We start from the raw sequence: 19,353 nt of genomic DNA, 5'->3' as shown, positions 1-19,353 counted from the left end.
GAAGAGGTCACACCCGTTCCCATGCCGAACACGGTCGTTAAGCTCTTCAGCGCCGATGGTAGTTGGAGGCTTCCTCCTGCAAGAGTAGGACGTTGCCGGGCGATAAAGTACAATCCAAACGGATTGTGCTTTTTTATTGCACAAAAGATGACGCACAAGACCTGAAGAGCACTCGTTCGGAAGAACGAGCCGCTTCTATGAAAAAGCCGATGGAACTTCATGAGTAAGCAGCGAAGCAAAGCAGCATGATCCCCCTGTGAGACGAGCCGTTTGTCTTCGTAGGACTTCATGAAAAGAGGCCAGAGGAAAGCGACATGAGGATCATCCCCGTAGAAGACAAATGGAGAGCCAGGACGTTGCCGGGCGATAAAGTACAATCCAAGCGGATTGTGCTTTTTTATTGCACAAAAGATAACGCACAAGGCCTGAAGAGCACTGTCTTAAAAAAGTAGAGGGCAGACGGAGTGCTGTCCTGAGATGGCTCATAGACCGTGTAAACTTGTTGGGGCATTTATTTCTCCTTGAAATAGGTTTAGATAAAAGCTGGTTCGGTTAAAGTGATCATACGTGGAAGCATCTTCAATTTTAAAGGAGGAGTAAAATGACGTTGCAAAAGGAACTCCAACTGTTGAAAGAGCAAAGGTGTGAAGAAGGTTGCCTGACGATTTATTTAAACACGGATCAATCAAACCAGGATCAGCAAAAAGGAGAATGGAAAATCCGTCTCAAAAATGGTTTGAAGAAGCTTGAAGAATACATCCAAGTTAGTGATGACCGGTACCTTAATGATTATAGAAAAATAAAAAAACGGGTGACGAATGCCGTTCATGATTTGCAAACAGAAATGCCAAGAAGTGTAGTCGTGATTGCCTCAGCTGATGGAAATTGGGTATTGAAGAAGCTGAACGTCCCTGTTGAAAATCAATTTCATTGGGAGAACCACCCCGTTTTGGACCAGCTTTACGATATTCAAGAAACCTTCCCACGTTCAGGAGTAGTCCTGGTACAAAAGAAAGAGATCACGATCATCGAAACGAGCTTAGGAGAAGTGGATAGCGAAATGAGCTACCAATGGGATGTGGAAGATGAAGATTGGAAGCAATATGAAGGTCTTGCCTCCAGAGACAGGACAGCCTCCGGTGCGACACATCGCGATCAGGTTGACCAACGCTTTGAAGCGAATCAGGCAAGATGGTATAAGCAGCTGGCGGTGATTGTTCAAAAACAAGCTAAGCAGCAGGACTGGAGCAAATTATATTTAGTCGGTCCGCCTGAATTACTGCAGGAATTTGAACAACATATCACCTATAAGCATATTGATAGAGTAAAGAAAAATTTCACCAATGTGAAACCTCATGAAGTGGTCAGCGAAGTATTGGCCTCTTAAGATCATGGCGCATAGAGGATGACACCAACTGTTTTTCAGCGTGGCGTGATCCTCTATCGTCGTTAAAAAAAGTTGATACATATAACGAAACAGCTGTTATCAATCGAAGAGGAATGGCTATACTAATAAAAAGCAGATAAGTTGCACTTTTTGAAAATAACCATTATAATGTTTTTAAAGTCAAAGATAGTCAAAGTCAAAAGCGGGAAGGGGGACACTCTATGAGGAATATATCCGATCTCATTGAAGAATATCTGAAAGCGACAATAAAAAAGAGCGGGGATGACTTACTGGAAATAAAACGGAGCGAAATTGCAAAAAAATTCCAATGTGTACCGTCACAAATCAATTATGTGATTCAAACACGATTTACTGTTGAAAAAGGGTATTTAGTAGAAAGTAAACGAGGTGGCGGCGGATATATTCGCATCATTAAAATCAGTCCCCACGACCATGTTGATTTGTTTGACCAAATGATTGATATTATTGGTCAGAAGGTCGATCAAAATACTGCGGAGAATATTATCATCCGCTTATATGAAGAAAAGGCTGTGACAAAGCGAGAAGCGACACTGATGATCAGTGCCGTTGACCGGATGCATTATCAGGCGAATGTTTCTCATCGTGATGAGATGCGTGCCAATATTTTAAAGGCAATGCTTAAAACATTAAAGTATAAAGAAGCATAGCAGGGAGGGGGAGAAAATGCTTTGTCAGGAATGTAATCAACGGAAAGCCAGCCTTCATTTCACAAAAATTATCAACGGTGAGAAGACAGAATTTCATATATGTGAGCAGTGTGCGAAGGAAAAAGGGGAACAGTTTCCTGGAACAAACAGCTTTTCCATCCATCAATTGTTATCGGGACTTTTGCATTTTGAACAGCCATTACAAACAGGGCAGGGACAGGTTCAAAGTGTGAGGGAGCTTGTATGTGACAAGTGTGAAATGACCTATGAGCAGTTCACTCGCGTCGGCCGTTTCGGATGTGCTCATTGTTACAAAAGCTTTGAGACGAAGCTTGATCCGATTTTAAAGCGCGTCCACAGTGGAAATCAGGCACATGCAGGCAAGATTCCGCAACGAATTGGCGGCGGAATTCAATTGCAGAGAAAAATTGACGCACTGAAGCAGGAGCTTAAACAGTATATTGAAAAAGAAGAGTTTGAAAAAGCAGCTGAACTTCGTGATGAAATCCGTGCATTAGAACAAAGAAACGAAAAAAGGGAGGGATAGTAAGAAATGTCACTCCAAGATTTTATTTCCGAAGCGCTCAGTCCATGGACAAAAAAAGCCGGGCCGGACTCAGATATTGTGCTAAGCAGTCGAATCAGGCTTGCGAGAAACCTGGAGGAATATAAATTTCCTCTTCTTGCCTCAATGGAAGAATCTTATGCGGTTTCGAAGCATATAGGCGAGGCCCTTACCCAGCAGGTTTTTCAGACGGTTGGACGGCTTGAACTCGTCCCGATGGATGAATTAAAAACAAATGAAAAGCGCGTCCTAGTCGAAAAACATTTAATTAGTCCGCATTTAGCTGACAATTCAAAGTATGGAGCCGTTTTGCTGGATAAAGAAGAAGCTGTCAGCATCATGATCAATGAGGAAGATCATTTGCGCATTCAATGTCTATGGCCCGGGTTTCAGCTTGAGAAGGGGCTTGAAACGGCCAATGCGATTGATGATTGGATAGAAGAATTACTTACTTATGCTTTTGATGAAAAGCGCGGTTATTTGACAAGCTGTCCGACGAATGTCGGCACGGGGTTACGCGCGTCGGTGATGATGCATTTGCCGGCTCTTGCAATGACGCAGCAATTAAACCGGATTCTGCCAGCTATTAATCAATTAGGGCTTGTTGTTAGAGGAATTTACGGTGAAGGTAGCGAAGCATTAGGTAATCTCTTTCAAATATCGAACCAGATTACGCTTGGAAAATCGGAAGAAGACATCGTTGAGGATTTGCGCGGGGTCGTGCTGCAACTTATTCAGCAGGAACGTGCAGCGCGCAATATGCTGTTGGATCACTCGCGCCTGCAGCTGGAGGACCGGGTGAATCGTTCCTACGGCATTCTATGCCACAGCCGCCTAATTGAATCAAAAGAGGCGACCCAGCGTTTATCAGATGTTAGACTGGGAATTGATCTGGGATTGATTCAAGGGCTGAGCGCGACGATTTTAAATGAACTGATGATCTTGACTCAGCCGGGGTTTCTCCAGCAGTACGCCGGCGATGTCCTATCTTCAAGCCAGCGTGATGAAAGAAGAGCAACATTAATCAGAGAGCGAATGAAACTGGAACAGGAAAAACACGATTAATCCATGGAGGTGAACGTCAATGATGTTTGGACGTTTTACAGAACGAGCACAGAAGGTATTAGCATTAGCCCAAGAAGAGGCTGTTCGATTAGGCCATAATAATATTGGTACTGAGCATATTTTGTTAGGCTTGATCCGTGAAGGAGAAGGTATCGCCGCAAAGGCTCTTCAGGCGCTCAGCCTGGGTTCCGACAAGATTCAAAATGAAGTAGAATCGTTAATCGGCAAAGGCCAGGAAGGTTCAAAAACGATTCATTACACGCCGCGGGCGAAAAAAGTGATTGAGCTTTCAATGGATGAAGCGAGAAAGCTTGGTCATTCGTACGTCGGAACAGAGCACATTCTTCTTGGATTAATTCGTGAAGGGGAAGGTGTTGCTGCCCGGGTGCTGAACAATCTCGGAGTCAGTCTTAATAAAGCGCGTCAGCAGGTTCTGCAACTATTAGGAAGCAATGAAGTTGGCAGCTCTTCGCAACAGAGCGGGGGCAACAGCCACGCCAATACGCCTACACTGGACAGTCTGGCCCGTGATTTAACAGCGGTGGCCCGCGAAGAAGGTCTTGATCCAGTTATCGGACGAAGCAAGGAAATCGAACGTGTCATCCAAGTGTTAAGCCGAAGAACGAAGAATAACCCGGTATTAATTGGTGAGCCGGGTGTCGGGAAAACAGCGATCGCCGAAGGGCTTGCATTGGCGATCATCGCCAACGAAGTACCGGAAACATTGCGCAACAAGCGCGTCATGACCCTTGATATGGGGACGGTCGTTGCCGGTACTAAGTACCGTGGCGAATTTGAGGACCGCCTTAAGAAAGTGATGGATGAAATCCGGCAGGCGGGCAATGTCATCCTCTTTATCGATGAGCTGCACACCTTAATCGGGGCTGGGGGAGCAGAGGGCGCGATCGATGCTTCAAATATTTTAAAGCCATCTCTGGCCAGAGGTGAGCTGCAATGTATCGGTGCCACAACGCTGGATGAATATCGTAAATATATTGAAAAAGACGCAGCGCTTGAGCGCCGGTTCCAGCCGATTCAGGTCAATGAGCCGACACTTGAGGAGTCGATTCAAATTTTAAAAGGGCTGCGCGACCGTTATGAAGCCCATCATCGCGTCACGATTACCGATGATGCGATCGAAGAAGCGGTTAAATTGTCCGACCGCTATATCTCTGATCGTTTTCTCCCGGATAAAGCGATCGATTTAATTGATGAGGCAGGCTCAAAAGTCCGGCTGCGTTCCTATACCGCGCCGCCGAATTTGAAAGAGCTTGAGGGGCGCTTGGAGGAAACTCGGAAAGAAAAGGATGCAGCTGTTCAAAGCCAGGAGTTTGAAAAAGCGGCGTCACTGCGGGACTCTGAGCAAAGACTGCGTGAAGAGCTTGAAGAAATGAAAAATGAATGGAAGCAGCAGCAGGGCCAAGAGAATACGGAGGTCACTGTTGATGATATTGCCCAGGTTGTCGCCAGCTGGACAGGAATTCCGGTTTCAAAATTGGCAGAGGAAGAAACGGATCGTCTCTTGAAGATGGAAGAAATTCTTCATGAACGCGTCGTCGGGCAGGAAGAAGCCGTTAAATCAATTTCCAAGGCTGTACGCCGGGCGCGTGCCGGGCTGAAGGATCCGAAGCGTCCGATTGGTTCCTTTATTTTCCTTGGACCGACTGGGGTCGGTAAGACTGAACTGGCCCGGGCCGTTGCCGAGACATTGTTCGGCGATGAAGACTCTGTCATTCGAATTGATATGTCGGAGTACATGGAAAAGCATGCGACGAGCCGACTCGTCGGCTCACCTCCTGGTTATGTCGGTCATGAGGAAGGCGGTCAGCTGACGGAAAAAGTCCGCCGCAAGCCTTACTCCGTCATTCTACTGGATGAAATCGAGAAGGCGCATCCGGAAGTGTTTAATATTTTGCTGCAGGTGCTTGAGGATGGCCGCTTAACCGATTCGAAGGGAAGAACCGTCGACTTCCGTAATACGGCGATTATTATGACATCCAATGTCGGCGCCAGCACATTGCGTAAAAATAAATTCCTCGGCTTTACGACAGGATCGGAAGGTCAAGAATACACTGATATGAAAGATAAAGTAATGGAGGAACTGAAGCGGAGCTTCCGTCCTGAGTTTCTAAACCGTATCGATGAAATCATCGTCTTCCATGCTTTGGAGAAGAAGCATGTTCGTGAAATTATTACGCTGATGGCTGAGCAGCTCAAAATCCGCTTGGCTGAGCAAGGGATTGAGTTTGAATTAACAGAAGCCGCCAAGGATAAAATCACCGATATTGGCTATGATCCGGAATATGGGGCGCGGCCGTTACGCCGTGCTCTGCAAAAGCAGGTTGAGGATCGCCTTTCCGAGGAGCTGTTAAAGGGAACGATCGTCAAAGGGCAAAAAGCGTTAATTGACGTGAAGGACAACGAATTAACGGTTATTACCCGCGAGAATCTCCAAGTGTAAATACAGGTTCGCTTATGACTCGAAATAAGGGCTAATAAGCAAGAAAAGCCAAGGGAGAGGCATAATCCCTTGGCTTTTCACCATACATATAGGAGAAACCCTCCCTTGGCTGATATTTCTGCTACAATAAAAGAAAGAAGCAACGTGGATCAAGGAGGGCAAGCAGATGGCCAAACGAAAAACAAAATTTGTCTGTCAGGAATGTGGCTATGAATCGGCTAAATGGATGGGCAAATGTCCCAGCTGCCAAGGCTGGAATACAATGGTGGAGGAATTTGAACAATCAGCGCGCCAGGCAAGCCGGAGTTACGTGACTTCCGGTGCACCAGGAAACTCAAAGCCACAATCGATCGTCTCAATTAAGAGCGACATGGAGCCACGGATCGGGACAAAGATGAAGGAGCTTGACCGCGTACTTGGAGGCGGTGTCGTTCCAGGCTCCCTTGTGCTCGTTGGGGGGGACCCGGGGATCGGGAAATCGACGTTACTGCTGCAGCTTTCGGCAAAGCTGGCGGAAACGGGGCAAAGAGTGCTGTACATTTCAGGAGAAGAATCGGTTAAGCAAACAAAACTGCGAGCTGACCGGCTCAACTTAGCTTCTCAGGAGCTGTATGTGCTGGCAGAGACAGACATTACGCTAATCGAGCGAGCAATTGACGAGGTCCAGCCTGTTTTAGTTGTCATCGACTCCATTCAAACGGTCTATCAGGAGGAAGTAACCTCGGCGCCGGGAAGTGTAGCTCAAGTAAGGGAATGTACAGCGGCCTTCATGAGAATGGCAAAGACGAGAGGAATTGCAATCTTTATTGTCGGCCATGTGACAAAGCAGGGTTCAATCGCCGGACCGAAGCTGCTTGAGCATATGGTTGACTCCGTGCTTTACTTTGAAGGTGAACGCCATCATACGTATCGAATTTTGCGGGCGGTTAAAAATAGATTTGGCTCGACAAATGAAATGGGTATTTTTGAAATGAAGGAGCTAGGTCTCGCGGAGGTCGTGAACCCATCGGAAATTTTTCTGGAGGAGCGTTCCCAGGGGACGGCCGGCTCGATTGTCGTTGCTTCGATGGAAGGCACAAGGCCTGTTCTCGTCGAGCTGCAGGCGTTAATTTCACCGACGAGCTTTGGAAATCCGAGAAGAATGGCGACCGGGATTGACCATAACCGGGTATCACTTTTAATGGCTGTCCTTGAAAAGCGGGTCGGTCTTTTGCTGCAAAACCAGGATGCGTATTTGAACGTTGCCGGAGGGATTCGCCTCGACGAGCCGGCAATTGATTTAGCAATCGCGATCAGCATCGCCTCCAGCTTTCGAAATCAAATCACGAGCCCGACCGATGTCGTCATCGGTGAAATCGGACTGACGGGAGAAATTAGACGTGTTTCCCGGATTGAGCAGCGGGTGCATGAAGCAGCTAAGCTCGGCTTTCAGAGGGCCATTATCCCGGCACGAAATCTCGGGGGCTGGACATACCCTGAAGGGATGAAGGTCGTTGGTGTATCGGCATTGGAAGAAGCATTACAGGTTGGAATAGGAGGATCATAATGAGCGAGGAGCAGAAAAGAAATGAATTCATTCAAAGCGTATTAAAGCTGGTCGCGCCGGGAACACCGTTGCGGGCGGGAATCGACAATGTCCTGCGGGCGAAGACAGGCGGACTTATTGTCATTGGGTACCATAATGATATGACGTCGATTGTTGATGGCGGCTTCTTTATCAATTGCGATTTTTCACCGGCTTATCTCTATGAGCTGGCAAAAATGGACGGTGCAATTATTTTAAGCGATGACGGCAAAAAGATTTTATATGCGAATACGCAGCTTGTACCCAATAACGGAATTCCTTCAAATGAAACGGGAATCCGTCACCGGACAGCGGAGCGCGTCGCTAAGCAGACGGGGAATTTAGTCGTTTCGATCTCCCAGCGCCGTAATGTTATTACCCTTTATCAAGGTGATTATCGCTACTCTTTAAAAGATATCGGCGTGATCTTAACGAAGGCGAATCAGGCGATTCAAACATTGGAAAAATACCGTGCTGTACTGGATCAGGGCATTACCAATTTAGGCGCGCTTGAATTCGAACAGCTTGTGACGTTTCATGAGGTTACCCAGGTCATCCATCGCGTCCAGATGGTACTGCGGATTAAGCGGGAAATTTTGAACTATGTGAATGAGCTCGGGGATGAGGGACGGCTGATTACGATGCAGCTCAGCGAGCTTGTCGCCGATACCGAAAAGGAAGCGGTTTGGCTCTTAAAAGATTATGTCAAGGATCGCAAGCAGGACGTCAACGAAATTCTGAAGGAGCTGACGAAGCTGCAGGCGGAAGAGCTGCTTGATGAGCATGAAATCGTTAAAGCACTCGGTTACGGGAAAAACATTAATATTCAGGAACAGTCCGTTTCACCGCGCGGCTATCGGATCCTTAATCGTATTCCACGGCTGCCGTCGGCGATCATTGAAAATCTGATCGAAAAGTATGATGACTTAACGAGCATTATGTTTGCAAGCACCGAAGAATTGGATGAAGTAGAAGGAATTGGAGAAGCGAGGGCGAAATTGATAAAGGACGGATTAACGCGTATTCAGGAGCAATTATTCGTCGACCGGCATATTTAGCCACGCAGATCCTGTTTGACTTTACGGTAGAAAAAAAGTACAATGATAAATTAAAAAAATCAAGAGGGAAAAGCGGTACAGATCGTTTAAGAAGATAGAATAATCTTGGAATTTTATGTGAAATCCAGTTTGATAGGTTTTGATATCAAGAACTTGTCTATAATAATAAAAGGAGGTGAATATGGATGTTAAAAGGGATTGTTCAACTTTTCTTCGTTCTTGTTGGAGGAACATTAGGTTTTCTATTCATCCCAGAACTTATCCATATCTTAAATATTGGTAATGTTCCTTCGTGGTTAGACAGTTCTTACGCAGGAGCAGTGATTGGAGCAGTTATTTTATTTATTGCCACATTTTGGCTGTCTGATTATATTGTCAACGTGATGAAGCTGTTGGAGGAGGCGATTGTCCGCGCGCCGATACCTGACGTTTTATTTGGAACAATGGGATTGATTATTGGACTTATTGTTGCCTATTTAATTGGGATCCCATTAAACGCGATTAACATCCCGGTTGTTAGCACAGTCCTTCCGATTTTCGTGACGATTTTCCTTGGCTATTTCGGTTTTCAAATAGGCTTTAAAAAGCGTGATGAGCTGATGAATTTGACGATGCTCACCCGCGGTCTCGGCAAAAAGAAAGACGAAGAGGAAGCGGATCCGGAAACGGGAAAGCAGCTGAAAATTCTCGATACAAGCGTCATTATCGATGGTCGGATTGCCGATATTTGCAAAACTGGTTTTTTGGAGGGGACATTGGTTATTCCTGAATTTGTGCTGGAAGAGCTTCAGCACATTGCAGACTCCTCCGATGTGCTGAAACGTAACCGTGGACGACGCGGGCTTGATATTCTTAACAAAATCCAAAAAGAGCTTCCCGTCAATGTTGAAATCTATGAAGGCGATTTTGAGGATATTTCCGAGGTTGACAGCAAGCTCGTCAAACTCGCAAAAATCTCTTCAGGTATGGTTGTAACGAATGATTTTAACTTAAATAAAGTATGTGAGCTTCAAGGAGTAGCGGTTTTAAATATTAACGACCTGGCAAATGCAGTGAAGCCTGTTGTACTTCCGGGTGAGGAACTCAATGTGCAAGTGATCAAGGATGGAAAGGAACAGCACCAGGGTGTTGCCTATTTAGACGACGGAACGATGATTGTCGTCGAAGGCGGACGTGATTATATCGGCAAGCATCTCGATGTGGTTGTAACGAGCGTTCTACAAACGAGTGCGGGGCGGATGATCTTTGCAAAGCCTAAGCTGTTGGAAAAAGCCTTATAATCAAACCGTAGCGCTTGCCTTCTTTTTTATAAGAGGAGGGAGGCGCTTCTCTTTTTGCTTGTCAGGGATGTCCTAAAACCGTGCTCCCTAGGGTTGATTTGAGGAGGCAACTGCAGTGTTTTTCTTACTCGATGCGTCCCTTCTAAGAAAATATATGTAATCGGAAGAGGAACATGCTAAAATAAGAACGATTATGACAGGAGAGAAGAGCATGAAATACAGTGTCGTTATTCCGGCGGCCGGCCAGGGGAAGCGAATGAAGGCCGGGAGGAACAAGCAATTTTTAAAGCTGCAGGGAGAGGAAATCATCGTACATACCGTGCGCTTGTTTGAACAGGACCCGAGTTGCCGCCGGATTGTTGTCGTAGCCAATCCAGAAGAAGTGGCATTAATGAACACGATGATGGATAAGCGTGATTTTAAAAAAGTAACGGTCGCAACCGGGGGGAAGGAAAGGCAGGACAGTGTCCGCAATGGCTTGCAGAGCCTGGAGGAAGACGGGATTATTCTCGTCCATGACGGCGCCCGTCCTTTCGTCGAGCAGAGAGTGATTGACGAGCTTGTGGAGCGCGCCGGCGAGAGAGGGGCGGCGATCGCCGCCGTCCGGGTAAAGGATACGATTAAACGGGTCGAAGGCGACAGCGTTGTTGAAACGTTAAAGCGCGACGAACTGTGGGCGGTGCAAACCCCTCAGGCTTTTCAGGCGGCACTGTTACGCCAAGCCCATGCAAAGGCCGAACAGGAAGGTTATACAGCGACGGATGATGCGAGTCTGATTGAATGGATCGGTCGGACGGTCGTGATTGTAGAGGGGAGCTATCATAATCTCAAGCTGACCACACCGGAGGATATGACAGTGGCCCACTTGATAAGCAAGGAAAGGGAGCGAAACGGATGACGGTAAGAATTGGACAAGGATTTGATGTACACCAGCTGGTAGAAGGACGCCCACTCATTTTAGGAGGAGTGACGATCCCGTACGAGAAAGGATTGCTTGGTCATTCCGATGCTGATGTTCTATTACATACGATTGCCGACGCGGCGCTGGGAGCGATAGGCGAAGGCGATATTGGCAAGCACTTTCCCGATACAGACCCGCGCTTTAAGGATGCTGATTCTGCCAAGCTGCTGGAGCATGTCTGGATTCTGATCAAAGAGAGAGGGTTTAAGCTTGGTAATCTCGACTGTACGATCATTGCCGAGAAGCCGAAGATGGCGCCTCACATTGAAGCAATGCGGGAGCGGATTGCCAGCCTGCTTGAAGCGGAAACGAGCCAAATTAACGTCAAGGCAACGACGACAGAGAAGCTGGGCTTTACCGGCAGAGGTGAAGGGATTGCTGCTCAGGCCGTAATTTTACTTGAACGGCAGTGAGAGGAATTGAACGACTATCACGATGATGCTAAAATAAAAAAATGAGCATAGATATATGCTAGAAACGGAAGGTGTTACCAATGGAAAGGGAAGTTCGTGTCAGATTTGCACCGAGTCCTACAGGGCATTTACATATAGGAGGAGCCCGTTCAGCGCTTTTTAATTATTTGCTCGCTAAGCGGGAGGGTGGGGCCTTCATTTTGCGAATTGAAGATACCGACCAGGCACGTAATGTGGAGAGCGCCAAGGAAAAGCTGCTAGACAGCTTAAAGTGGCTTGGACTTGAATGGGATGAAAGCATTGATGTCGGAGGAGAGTACGGTCCGTACAGCTGTATGGAGCGTATGGATATTTACGAAAGATACATTCAGCAATTGCTTGCAGAGGGAAAAGCATATTACTGCTATATGACGGAGGAAGAGCTTGAGGCAGAGCGTGAGGCGCAGAAAGCCCGCGGAGAAATGCCGAAATACAGCGGGCGTGACCGCGACATTACCGAGGCAGAGCGTGAAGCTTATGAAGCGAAGGGGCTAAAGCCGGTCGTCCGCTTCCGTGTTCCGGAAGGGCAGGTTATCCGGATTAATGATGCCGTGCGCGGAGAAGTATCGTTTGAATCAGATGGGATCGGCGATTTTGTCATTGCCCGTAAGGACGGCATTCCGATGTACAATTTTGCCGTCGTGGTGGACGATCATTTGATGAAGATTTCACATGTCATCCGTGGCGAGGAGCACTTGTCAAATACGCCGCGGCAAGTGATGCTGTATCAGGCATTTGGCTGGGAGCCGCCGCAATTTGCCCATGCATCTCTCATTTTAAATCCGGATCGCCAGAAGATGAGCAAGCGGGATGAATCGATCATTCAGTTCGTCGAGCAGTATAAGGAGCTCGGCTATTTGCCGGAAGCGCTCGTGAACTTCCTCGCGTTGCTCGGCTGGTCCCCGGTCGGAGAAGAGGAAATTTTCTCGATGGAGGAGCTTAGTGCCCAATTTAGCCTTGAGCGTGTTTCCAAGGCGCCGGCCGTATTTGATACGGATAAACTGGCCTGGATGAACAATCAGTATATGAAAAAGGCCGATCTTGATACTGTCGTTTCTCTGGCCTTGCCGCATTTGAAGAAAGCAGGCAGGGTACCGGAGGATCTTAATGAAGAACGATATGAGTGGATCAAGCGTCTAATCGGCCTTTATCAGGAGCAGTTGCAATATGGCGCTGAAATTGTTGATTTAACAGAGTTGTTCTTTAAGCCGGAAATTGAGTATAATGAGGAAGCAAAAGAGATTTTAGCTGAAGAGCAGGTTCCGGAGGTGCTGGAGCATCTTGCCGGGGAACTGGATCAGTTGGACGATTTTGTCGCGGCTAACATTAAGGCGGCGATTAAAGCGACGCAGAAGGCAACCGGTCATAAGGGTAAGAAGTTATTTATGCCGATTCGCGTTGCCGTTACAGGGCAGACGCATGGTCCTGAGCTGCCGGATGCGATTGAAGTATTAGGGAAAGCGGTCGTAAGTGCAAGACTGAGACGCTTATTAAATCAATAAAATCATCGTGTTGAGAGGGAAAAGTAGAAGAGGCAGTGGTTTTGCAGAGACAATCACCCCGGCTGAAAGTGATTGAAACCCGCTTCTTTGAAAATGCACCCTTGAGCCTTTTTCTGAAATCATGCGAGAGTAGGAAAAAGCGAGTGGCGTCGTTATCCGCTACAAAGAGCGCGGGGCAGGAATGCCTTGCGATAACAGAGTGGAACCGCGCGCTGCGCCTCTGTGCATTCTTATGCACAGAGGCTTTTTTGTATGGGATGTTTATTTGCGAGCACAGAAGTCCTGGGCGAGGCCGGGGTACTCTTGAGGGCTGATTTTCAGGGGGAAGGTCAGCTGATGTTCAGACGGGGAGAGGTATTGGTAGCAGAAGATTAGCTATTGTAAAGGGGGAAGGAGATTGTGAAGAAGATTTTCCGTACTTTGATGAATGATATTGATGTCGTGCTTGATCAGGACCCGGCGGCCAGAAATCGACTGGAGGTTATTTTCACCTATTCCGGTGTACACGCCTTATGGGCGCATCGGCTTGCGCATTGGTTGTGGAAACGGTGCCGGATGTACTTTATCGCCCGTGTTATTTCACAGGTGAGCCGCTTTTTTACCGGAATTGAGATTCATCCTGGAGCTGCCATTGGCCAGCGGCTGTTTATTGATCACGGTATGGGGGTTGTCATCGGGGAAACGTGTGAAATTGGCGACAATGTAACGATCTATCAAGGTGTTACGCTAGGCGGTACGGGAAAAGAAAAAGGCAAGCGTCACCCTACGGTAAAGGATAATGTCCTCATTGCTTCAGGAGCCAAAGTACTAGGATCGTTTACAATTGGAGAGAATGCTCGTATCGGAGCGGGCTCGGTCGTCTTAAAAGAAGTTCCTCCTAATTCCACGGTAGTCGGCATTCCAGGCAAAATTGTCATTCAGGACGGCCAGCGGGTCGAACAGACGCTTGACCATCACAATCTTCCTGACCCGATTGCCGATAAATTAAAAGAACTGGAAGAAGAAATAAAGGCATTGCGCTCGGAAAGAGAACTGCTGAACTCTTCATCAAAGGAAAAGCCTTTCGCATAATGTATAGAAATTACCGTAAGAAGGAGTAGATGAGCAGGATGGCAATCCATATTTATAATAGTTTAACGAAGAAAAAAGAACCGTTCACGCCGCTTGAAGAGGGCAAGGTAAAAATGTATGTTTGCGGACCAACCGTTTACAATTACATTCACATCGGGAATGCGCGACCGCCGATCGTTTATGATATGGTTCGCCGTTATTTGGAGTATCGCGGCTATGAGGTGACATTCATCTCTAATTTTACCGATGTTGATGATAAAATTATTCGCGCTGCCCATGAGCTTGGCGAGGATGTTTTTGCGGTTGCCAATCGCTTTATTGAGGCGTACCATCACGACACCTGTGCGCTTGGCGTCCGGAAAGCCGACCTCCATCCGCGCGTCACAGAGACAATCCCGGAAATCATTACCTTTATCGCGACATTAATCGAAAAAGGCTACGCCTATGAAGCGGGCGGCGATGTTTATTTCCGGACGAGAAAGTTTGACGGGTACGGCAAGCTTTCCTCGCAATCAATTGAGGATTTACGGTCGGGGGCGCGGATCGAGGTGGATGAGCGCAAAGAGGACTCGCTCGATTTCGTCTTATGGAAGGCGGCAAAGGAAGGCGAGATTTCGTGGGAAAGTCCATGGGGAGAAGGCCGTCCGGGCTGGCATATTGAATGCTCCGCCATGGTCAAAAAATATTTGGGAGATACGATTGATATTCACGCCGGCGGGCAGGATCTTGCTTTCCCTCATCATGAAAATGAGATTGCGCAATCGGAGGCATTGACTGGAAAGCCGATGGCTCATTATTGGATGCATAACGGTTTTATCAATATTAATAACGAAAAAATGTCGAAATCGCTCGGGAATTTCGTCTTGGCTAATGAAATTATTCGACAGCATTCTGCAGAGGTTGTCCGCTTTTTCATGCTGACCGCCCACTACCGCAGTCCGATTAATTTTAGCGATGAGCTGCTTGAAGGGGCAAAAAGCGGCCTTGAGCGGTTGAAAACTGCCGTAACCAGCCTGGAGCACCGGCGCAAGGAGTCGGCCGACTTCGGCGAAGCGGGTGAGTGGCTTGAACGGATTGAGGCATTAAAGCAGCGTTTTATTGTTGAGATGGATGATGACTTTAACAGCGCAAACGGAATTGCCGTATTGTTTGATTTAGCAAAGGAAGCCAACCGCTACCTTCGCGAGGATAAAACATCGGTAAAAGTACTTACGGCCTTCCTTGATCAGTTCCAGGAGTTCGCCGATGTGCTTGGCCTTAGCCTGCATACCGAGAGTGAATTGCTCGATGATGAAATCGAAGCCTTGATCGAGCAACGCAATGAGGCGCGCAAGCAACGGAATTTCGCCTTGGCGGACCAAATTCGCGACGAGCTGAAGGAGCAGGGCATTATATTGGAAGATACAGCTCAAGGTGTGCGCTGGAAGCGGGGATAGGAATGAAATTAATTGAAACAGCGACCGATTTTAAGCAACTGAATGCCCTCGCCCTCGCTTATATGGGGGATGCGGTGCTCGACATGTATATTCGCTATTATTTAATCGCGAAAGGGACCGTACGGCCACAGCGCCTTCATCTAGAGGCGACACGCTTTGTCTCGGCGAAGGCACAGGCCGCGGTCGTGCGCCGCATGCTTGAGCAGGAGGAATTCTCAGAAGAAGAAGAAGCGGTCTTTAAGCGGGGCCGCAATGCAAAGTCAGGCTCGATTCCAAAGAATACCGACTTGAACACGTATCGTTATTCGACCGGCTTTGAGGCTTTGCTTGGCTATTTATATGTACACGATAGACAAAGCCGGCTTGATGAACTGATGAAAAAAGCGGTGGCGTTCATTGAACAAGAATCAGAAGATGAGAAAGGAGCACCTCGATGACGCAAGAATTTATCATTGGAAAAAATCCCGTGATTGAAGCCCTTAAGTCAGGCCATGCGATCAATAAAATTTGGCTGGCGGAAGGTTCGCAGAAGGGGCAGATGACAAAGGTGCTGCAGCTCGCCAAGGAGCGCGGCGTCCTCGTGCAGCATGCACCGAAGCAAAAGCTGGCGCAGCTTGTGGACAGCGACAATCATCAGGGAGTCGTGGCTTCAGTTGCCGCTTACGAGTATGCCGAAATCGATGACTTGTTTGCAGCGGCCGAGCAAAAAGGGGAGGAGCCATTTTTTCTCTTATTGGATGAAGTGGAGGACCCTCATAATTTAGGGTCGATTCTCCGTACGGCTGATGCGGCCGGGGCTCATGGGGTCATTATCCCGAAACGGCGGGCTGTCGGATTGACGCAGGTTGTCGCCAAAGCTTCAACAGGCGCGATTGAATATGTACCGGTTGTACGGGTGACGAATTTGGCACGGACGATGGAGGATTTAAAGAAGCGGGGCTTATGGTTTGCCGGCACAGATGCAAAGGGGACCGAGGATTACCGCCAGGCCGCTTTCGATATGCCAATTGGCCTTGTAATCGGGAGTGAGGGCAAAGGGATTAGCCGTCTGATCAAGGAAAAATGCGATTTTCTGATTCGGATTCCGATGGTCGGACATGTAACGTCTTTAAATGCTTCTGTGGCGGCAAGCCTGCTGATGTATGAAGTGTACCGGAGACGTAATCAAGTGGGTCGATCCTAGCATGAAAGATATTCTGCTCGTGGACGGCTACAACATGATCGGGGCATGGCCGGAGCTGCGCGCTTTGAAGGATAAGGATCTTGGTCTGGCGCGGGACCGCCTTGTGGAGATGCTGGCTGAGTATCAGGCTTATACCGGCTATCGGGTGAAAGTCGTGTTTGATGCCCACATGGTGCAAGGAAGCGGGAAGAAGGAATATCATCACCGCATTGATGTGATCTACACAAGGAAAAATGAAACGGCTGATGAACGAATTGAAAAGCTCGTCCATGACTTGAAAAGAATTGATACGCGAATTCATGTCGCCACCTCAGACTTCATGGAGCAATCCTTAACATTTGGCAGTGGGGCTTTGCGGAAGTCGGCACGGGAGCTGCTAATTGAAATGGAGGTCATTGAGAAAGGGATAGACAAGGAAGTCGAAAAAACTCGAAAAAAGCAGCATTCGACAAAAATTCCGCTTACCGATGAAATGGCTGAAATTTTTGAAAGATGGCGTCGAGAGCGCTGATGTGTGGTTGACCTGCTGGAAAACTGTGCTATATAATGTTCGTATAATGGAGACAACAGCAAAGGTCGGAGGGATTGTCGTGAGCATAGACCTTCAAGAAACCGTATTTAAGCCGAGTTATGACAAAGTGAATGACGACGATTTGGTCATGTTTGTAAGAAATGGGGACAGCGCCGCGCTTGAATTTTTAATTAACAAATACAAGAATTTCGTTCGTGCTAAAGCTAGATCTTATTTTTTAATAGGGGCTGACCATGAAGATATTGTTCAAGAAGGAATGATCGGCCTGTATAAAGCTGTCCGTGATTTTAACGGGGATAAGCTGTCTTCTTTTAAAGCATTTGCTGAACTGTGTATTACACGGCAAATCATTACGGCCATTAAGACGGCGACGCGGCAGAAGCATATTCCGTTAAACTCGTATGTCTCATTGGACAAGCCATTGTATGATGAAGAGTCAGACCGGACCCTGCTAGATGTCATTTGCGGAACACGCGTCACCAATCCAGAAGAGCTGTTGATCAACCAGGAAGAATTTGAAGATATTGAATTGAAGATGGGTGAACTTCTTAGCGATCTGGAGCGACAGGTACTCACCTTATATCTCGATGGCCGGTCGTACCAGGAGATCTCGGTGGACTTGAATCGCCATGTCAAATCAATTGATAATGCCTTGCAGCGGGTAAAACGGAAACTCGAGCGTTATGTAGAGCTCAAAGGGGTTTCCTTAACGTAAAAAAAGCGGCGTCTAAAGATGTTGATAGATGCCGCTTTTTCTTATTTCCCCGGTTTTGGGACATTTGACACCCTCCTTCCCCTGTGATAGAGTGAAAGAGTGTGTGTATTTGAAGATGCGCTGGAGGTGCAAGATGCGGAGTAAGGTGGTACTAGCTTGTGAGGTTTGTCATTCACGCAACTATTCAACCGAAAAAAATAAGCAATCCAGCCCTGCCCGTATTGAAGTGAAAAAGTTCTGCAAGAGCTGTCAGGAACACACCCTTCATCGTGAAACAAAGTGATCGGGCGGGAGCGTCCGAATCACTGGCATATAGCCGGTAATGGTCTGTCGGAAAATGAGTAGACCGTTCGATGAGTTTCTTTCTCATTGAACGGTTTTAAACCTTGGACATGTTGTGTGTGAAGTTACTTTTTTGTCAAAAACTAAAAAACAAATGCTGATTTCGAATAGATAAGAGCTTGTTTGTCTATATTGATTGGTGCTGGAGGTGTCAAGCCGTGGCTGGCGGAGTGAAGGGTATTGGAAAGTTTTTACGTGATGTCGTTCAGGAAATGAAACGAGTGTCTTGGCCTACGCGCAAGGAACTGACTCGTTATACGTTGGTTGTTATCGGTACGGTAGCTTTTATTTCTGTGTTCTTTGCCATTATTGATTACGGTATTTCCGAACTTGTTCGTGTCCTGCTCGGATAATGTCTGGCGTAAGCTTGGTTGAGTAACTTTTGCAGGTTGATCCGGGGAAGATCGCCGGCTTCGTATAACGCTTCTAAGAAAAGGCGCAATGCGATTTTCTTATAGCATAGAGGAGGGAAGGACAACACCGTCCTAGATAACATGGAAAAAAATTGGTATGTGGTTCACACGTATTCAGGCTATGAAAATAAGGTAAAGACAAACTTGGAAAAGCGTCTGGAATCAATGGAAATGACCGATAAGATCTTCCGTGTCCTTGTTCCGGTGGAAGAAGAGACAGAAGTGAAAAACGGGAAATCAAAAACGGTTTCAAAGAAAGTTTTTCCAGGGTATGTCATTGTAGAAATGGTGATGACGGATGATTCCTGGTATGTAGTTCGGAACACACCGGGAGTAACCGGGTTTGTTGGTTCGGCCGGAGCTGGTTCCAAGCCGACGCCATTGCTGGAAGAGGAAGTGGAAGCGATTCTGAAGCAGATGGGCGTTGAGCAGCCGAAGGCCGAGGTTGACTTTGAGCTCAAGGAATCTGTTAAAGTGAAGGAAGGCCCATTTGCTAATTTTGTCGGCTCGATTGAGGAAATTCAAATGGATAAGCAGAAGCTGAAAGTCCACGTCAATATGTTTGGCCGTGAGACTCCGGTGGAGCTTGATTTTAATCAAGTTGAAAAGATTTAGTGAAATAACTTGATATCTGACAGCGAAGGTGATAAAATCTTCATGTTTGATATGGTTTCATT

20 protein-coding genes, 1 rRNA gene and 1 other annotated feature are annotated in these 19,353 nt (G+C 47.2%); all 21 genes read left to right on the top strand.

Annotation, left to right across the window (positions count from 1 at the left end; translation table 11 throughout):
• A 5S ribosomal RNA gene (gene rrf, locus M3212_RS16725) occupies positions 1-101 on the top strand; the annotation flags it as partial.
• A 500-nt stretch (positions 102-601) separates the two neighbouring features.
• Positions 602-1,387, top strand: a complete 786-nt coding sequence (locus tag M3212_RS16720) for a VLRF1 family aeRF1-type release factor (RefSeq protein WP_251195115.1) — start codon at positions 602-604, stop codon at positions 1,385-1,387.
• Between the two features lie 221 nt (positions 1,388-1,608).
• On the top strand, positions 1,609-2,076 hold the full coding sequence (locus tag M3212_RS16715; RefSeq protein WP_251195114.1) for a CtsR family transcriptional regulator: 468 nt from the start codon (positions 1,609-1,611) through the stop codon (positions 2,074-2,076).
• A 16-nt stretch (positions 2,077-2,092) separates the two neighbouring features.
• A complete protein-coding gene (locus tag M3212_RS16710; RefSeq protein ID WP_251195113.1) occupies positions 2,093-2,623 on the top strand; it encodes a UvrB/UvrC motif-containing protein in 531 nt (176 codons plus the stop codon).
• 6 nt (positions 2,624-2,629) lie between these two features.
• Positions 2,630-3,706 (top strand): protein arginine kinase, encoded by a 1,077-nt coding sequence (locus tag M3212_RS16705; RefSeq protein WP_251195112.1) that lies wholly within the window; start codon positions 2,630-2,632, stop codon positions 3,704-3,706.
• A 19-nt stretch (positions 3,707-3,725) separates the two neighbouring features.
• Positions 3,726-6,167 carry an ATP-dependent protease ATP-binding subunit ClpC gene (gene clpC / locus M3212_RS16700; protein WP_251195111.1) on the top strand — a complete coding sequence of 814 codons (2,442 nt, stop codon included), beginning with the start codon at positions 3,726-3,728 and terminating at the stop codon, positions 6,165-6,167.
• A gap of 166 nt (positions 6,168-6,333) precedes the next feature.
• Entirely contained in the window at positions 6,334-7,713 is a 1,380-nt protein-coding gene (radA, locus tag M3212_RS16695; RefSeq protein ID WP_251195110.1) for a DNA repair protein RadA, read from the top strand.
• Positions 7,713-8,789: a DNA integrity scanning diadenylate cyclase DisA gene (gene disA / locus M3212_RS16690; RefSeq protein WP_251195109.1), complete on the top strand. Its 1,077-nt coding sequence runs from the start codon at positions 7,713-7,715 to the stop codon at positions 8,787-8,789. The genes radA and disA overlap by 1 nt, the downstream gene beginning before the upstream one ends.
• Before the next feature lie 185 nt (positions 8,790-8,974).
• Positions 8,975-10,069 (top strand): PIN/TRAM domain-containing protein, encoded by a 1,095-nt coding sequence (locus M3212_RS16685; protein ID WP_251195108.1) that lies wholly within the window; start codon positions 8,975-8,977, stop codon positions 10,067-10,069.
• 211 nt (positions 10,070-10,280) lie between these two features.
• Complete coding sequence (gene ispD, locus M3212_RS16680; protein ID WP_251195107.1) at positions 10,281-10,967, top strand: 2-C-methyl-D-erythritol 4-phosphate cytidylyltransferase; 687 nt, start codon at positions 10,281-10,283, stop codon at positions 10,965-10,967.
• On the top strand, positions 10,964-11,443 hold the full coding sequence (ispF, locus tag M3212_RS16675; RefSeq protein ID WP_251195106.1) for a 2-C-methyl-D-erythritol 2,4-cyclodiphosphate synthase: 480 nt from the start codon (positions 10,964-10,966) through the stop codon (positions 11,441-11,443). Before ispD ends, ispF begins: the two co-directional genes overlap by 4 nt.
• An 80-nt stretch (positions 11,444-11,523) precedes the next feature.
• The gene (gene gltX / locus M3212_RS16670) at positions 11,524-12,984 is read left to right on the top strand and encodes a glutamate--tRNA ligase (protein ID WP_251195105.1); all 1,461 of its coding nucleotides are present in this window, start codon (positions 11,524-11,526) and stop codon (positions 12,982-12,984) included.
• A gap of 1 nt (position 12,985) precedes the next feature.
• Positions 12,986-13,209 (top strand) — a binding site (T-box leader).
• A gap of 183 nt (positions 13,210-13,392) precedes the next feature.
• Entirely contained in the window at positions 13,393-14,055 is a 663-nt protein-coding gene (cysE, locus tag M3212_RS16665) for a serine O-acetyltransferase (protein WP_251195119.1), read from the top strand.
• A gap of 38 nt (positions 14,056-14,093) precedes the next feature.
• The gene (gene cysS / locus M3212_RS16660; RefSeq protein WP_251195104.1) at positions 14,094-15,491 is read left to right on the top strand and encodes a cysteine--tRNA ligase; all 1,398 of its coding nucleotides are present in this window, start codon (positions 14,094-14,096) and stop codon (positions 15,489-15,491) included.
• Between the two features lie 2 nt (positions 15,492-15,493).
• The gene (locus tag M3212_RS16655) at positions 15,494-15,928 is read left to right on the top strand and encodes a Mini-ribonuclease 3 (RefSeq protein WP_251195103.1); all 435 of its coding nucleotides are present in this window, start codon (positions 15,494-15,496) and stop codon (positions 15,926-15,928) included.
• Positions 15,925-16,674, top strand: coding sequence for a 23S rRNA (guanosine(2251)-2'-O)-methyltransferase RlmB (gene rlmB, locus M3212_RS16650; protein WP_251195102.1), 750 nt, complete (start codon positions 15,925-15,927; stop codon positions 16,672-16,674). Before M3212_RS16655 ends, rlmB begins: the two co-directional genes overlap by 4 nt.
• A 1-nt stretch (position 16,675) precedes the next feature.
• Positions 16,676-17,185: an NYN domain-containing protein gene (locus M3212_RS16645; protein ID WP_251195101.1), complete on the top strand. Its 510-nt coding sequence runs from the start codon at positions 16,676-16,678 to the stop codon at positions 17,183-17,185.
• A gap of 79 nt (positions 17,186-17,264) precedes the next feature.
• A complete protein-coding gene (sigH, locus tag M3212_RS16640; protein ID WP_251195100.1) occupies positions 17,265-17,921 on the top strand; it encodes an RNA polymerase sporulation sigma factor SigH in 657 nt (218 codons plus the stop codon).
• 28 nt (positions 17,922-17,949) lie between these two features.
• The gene (gene rpmG, locus M3212_RS22425) at positions 17,950-18,204 is read left to right on the top strand and encodes a 50S ribosomal protein L33 (protein WP_434084056.1); all 255 of its coding nucleotides are present in this window, start codon (positions 17,950-17,952) and stop codon (positions 18,202-18,204) included.
• Positions 18,205-18,421: 217 nt separating this feature from the next.
• Positions 18,422-18,616: a preprotein translocase subunit SecE gene (gene secE / locus M3212_RS16630; RefSeq protein WP_251195098.1), complete on the top strand. Its 195-nt coding sequence runs from the start codon at positions 18,422-18,424 to the stop codon at positions 18,614-18,616.
• Positions 18,617-18,757: 141 nt separating this feature from the next.
• Entirely contained in the window at positions 18,758-19,291 is a 534-nt protein-coding gene (gene nusG / locus M3212_RS16625; protein ID WP_251195097.1) for a transcription termination/antitermination protein NusG, read from the top strand.
• The last annotated feature ends 62 nt before the right edge of the window (positions 19,292-19,353 follow it).

The organism is Halalkalibacter oceani (assembly GCF_023715705.1).
Taxonomy (GTDB): domain Bacteria; phylum Bacillota; class Bacilli; order Bacillales; family Bacillaceae_D; genus Halalkalibacter; species Halalkalibacter oceani_A.
Note: the sequence above shows the minus strand (reverse complement) of the source record. Positions and strands in the feature narration are given on the sequence as shown.

Bases quoted from the DNA above. Each gene is read 5' to 3' on its own strand.
- M3212_RS16720 (WP_251195115.1), top strand. From the start codon at position 602: ATGACGTTGCAAAAGGAACTCCAACTGTTGAAAGAGCAAAGGTGTGAA.
- M3212_RS16715 (WP_251195114.1), top strand. From the start codon at position 1,609: ATGAGGAATATATCCGATCTCATTGAAGAATATCTGAAAGCGACAATA.
- M3212_RS16710 (WP_251195113.1), top strand. From the start codon at position 2,093: ATGCTTTGTCAGGAATGTAATCAACGGAAAGCCAGCCTTCATTTCACA.
- M3212_RS16705 (WP_251195112.1), top strand. From the start codon at position 2,630: ATGTCACTCCAAGATTTTATTTCCGAAGCGCTCAGTCCATGGACAAAA.
- clpC (WP_251195111.1), top strand. From the start codon at position 3,726: ATGATGTTTGGACGTTTTACAGAACGAGCACAGAAGGTATTAGCATTA.
- radA (WP_251195110.1), top strand. From the start codon at position 6,334: ATGGCCAAACGAAAAACAAAATTTGTCTGTCAGGAATGTGGCTATGAA.
- disA (WP_251195109.1), top strand. From the start codon at position 7,713: ATGAGCGAGGAGCAGAAAAGAAATGAATTCATTCAAAGCGTATTAAAG.
- M3212_RS16685 (WP_251195108.1), top strand. From the start codon at position 8,975: ATGTTAAAAGGGATTGTTCAACTTTTCTTCGTTCTTGTTGGAGGAACA.
- ispD (WP_251195107.1), top strand. From the start codon at position 10,281: ATGAAATACAGTGTCGTTATTCCGGCGGCCGGCCAGGGGAAGCGAATG.
- ispF (WP_251195106.1), top strand. From the start codon at position 10,964: ATGACGGTAAGAATTGGACAAGGATTTGATGTACACCAGCTGGTAGAA.
- gltX (WP_251195105.1), top strand. From the start codon at position 11,524: ATGGAAAGGGAAGTTCGTGTCAGATTTGCACCGAGTCCTACAGGGCAT.
- cysS (WP_251195104.1), top strand. From the start codon at position 14,094: ATGGCAATCCATATTTATAATAGTTTAACGAAGAAAAAAGAACCGTTC.
- M3212_RS16655 (WP_251195103.1), top strand. From the start codon at position 15,494: ATGAAATTAATTGAAACAGCGACCGATTTTAAGCAACTGAATGCCCTC.
- rlmB (WP_251195102.1), top strand. From the start codon at position 15,925: ATGACGCAAGAATTTATCATTGGAAAAAATCCCGTGATTGAAGCCCTT.
- M3212_RS16645 (WP_251195101.1), top strand. From the start codon at position 16,676: ATGAAAGATATTCTGCTCGTGGACGGCTACAACATGATCGGGGCATGG.
- rpmG (WP_434084056.1), top strand. From the start codon at position 17,950: ATGCCGCTTTTTCTTATTTCCCCGGTTTTGGGACATTTGACACCCTCC.
- nusG (WP_251195097.1), top strand. From the start codon at position 18,758: ATGGAAAAAAATTGGTATGTGGTTCACACGTATTCAGGCTATGAAAAT.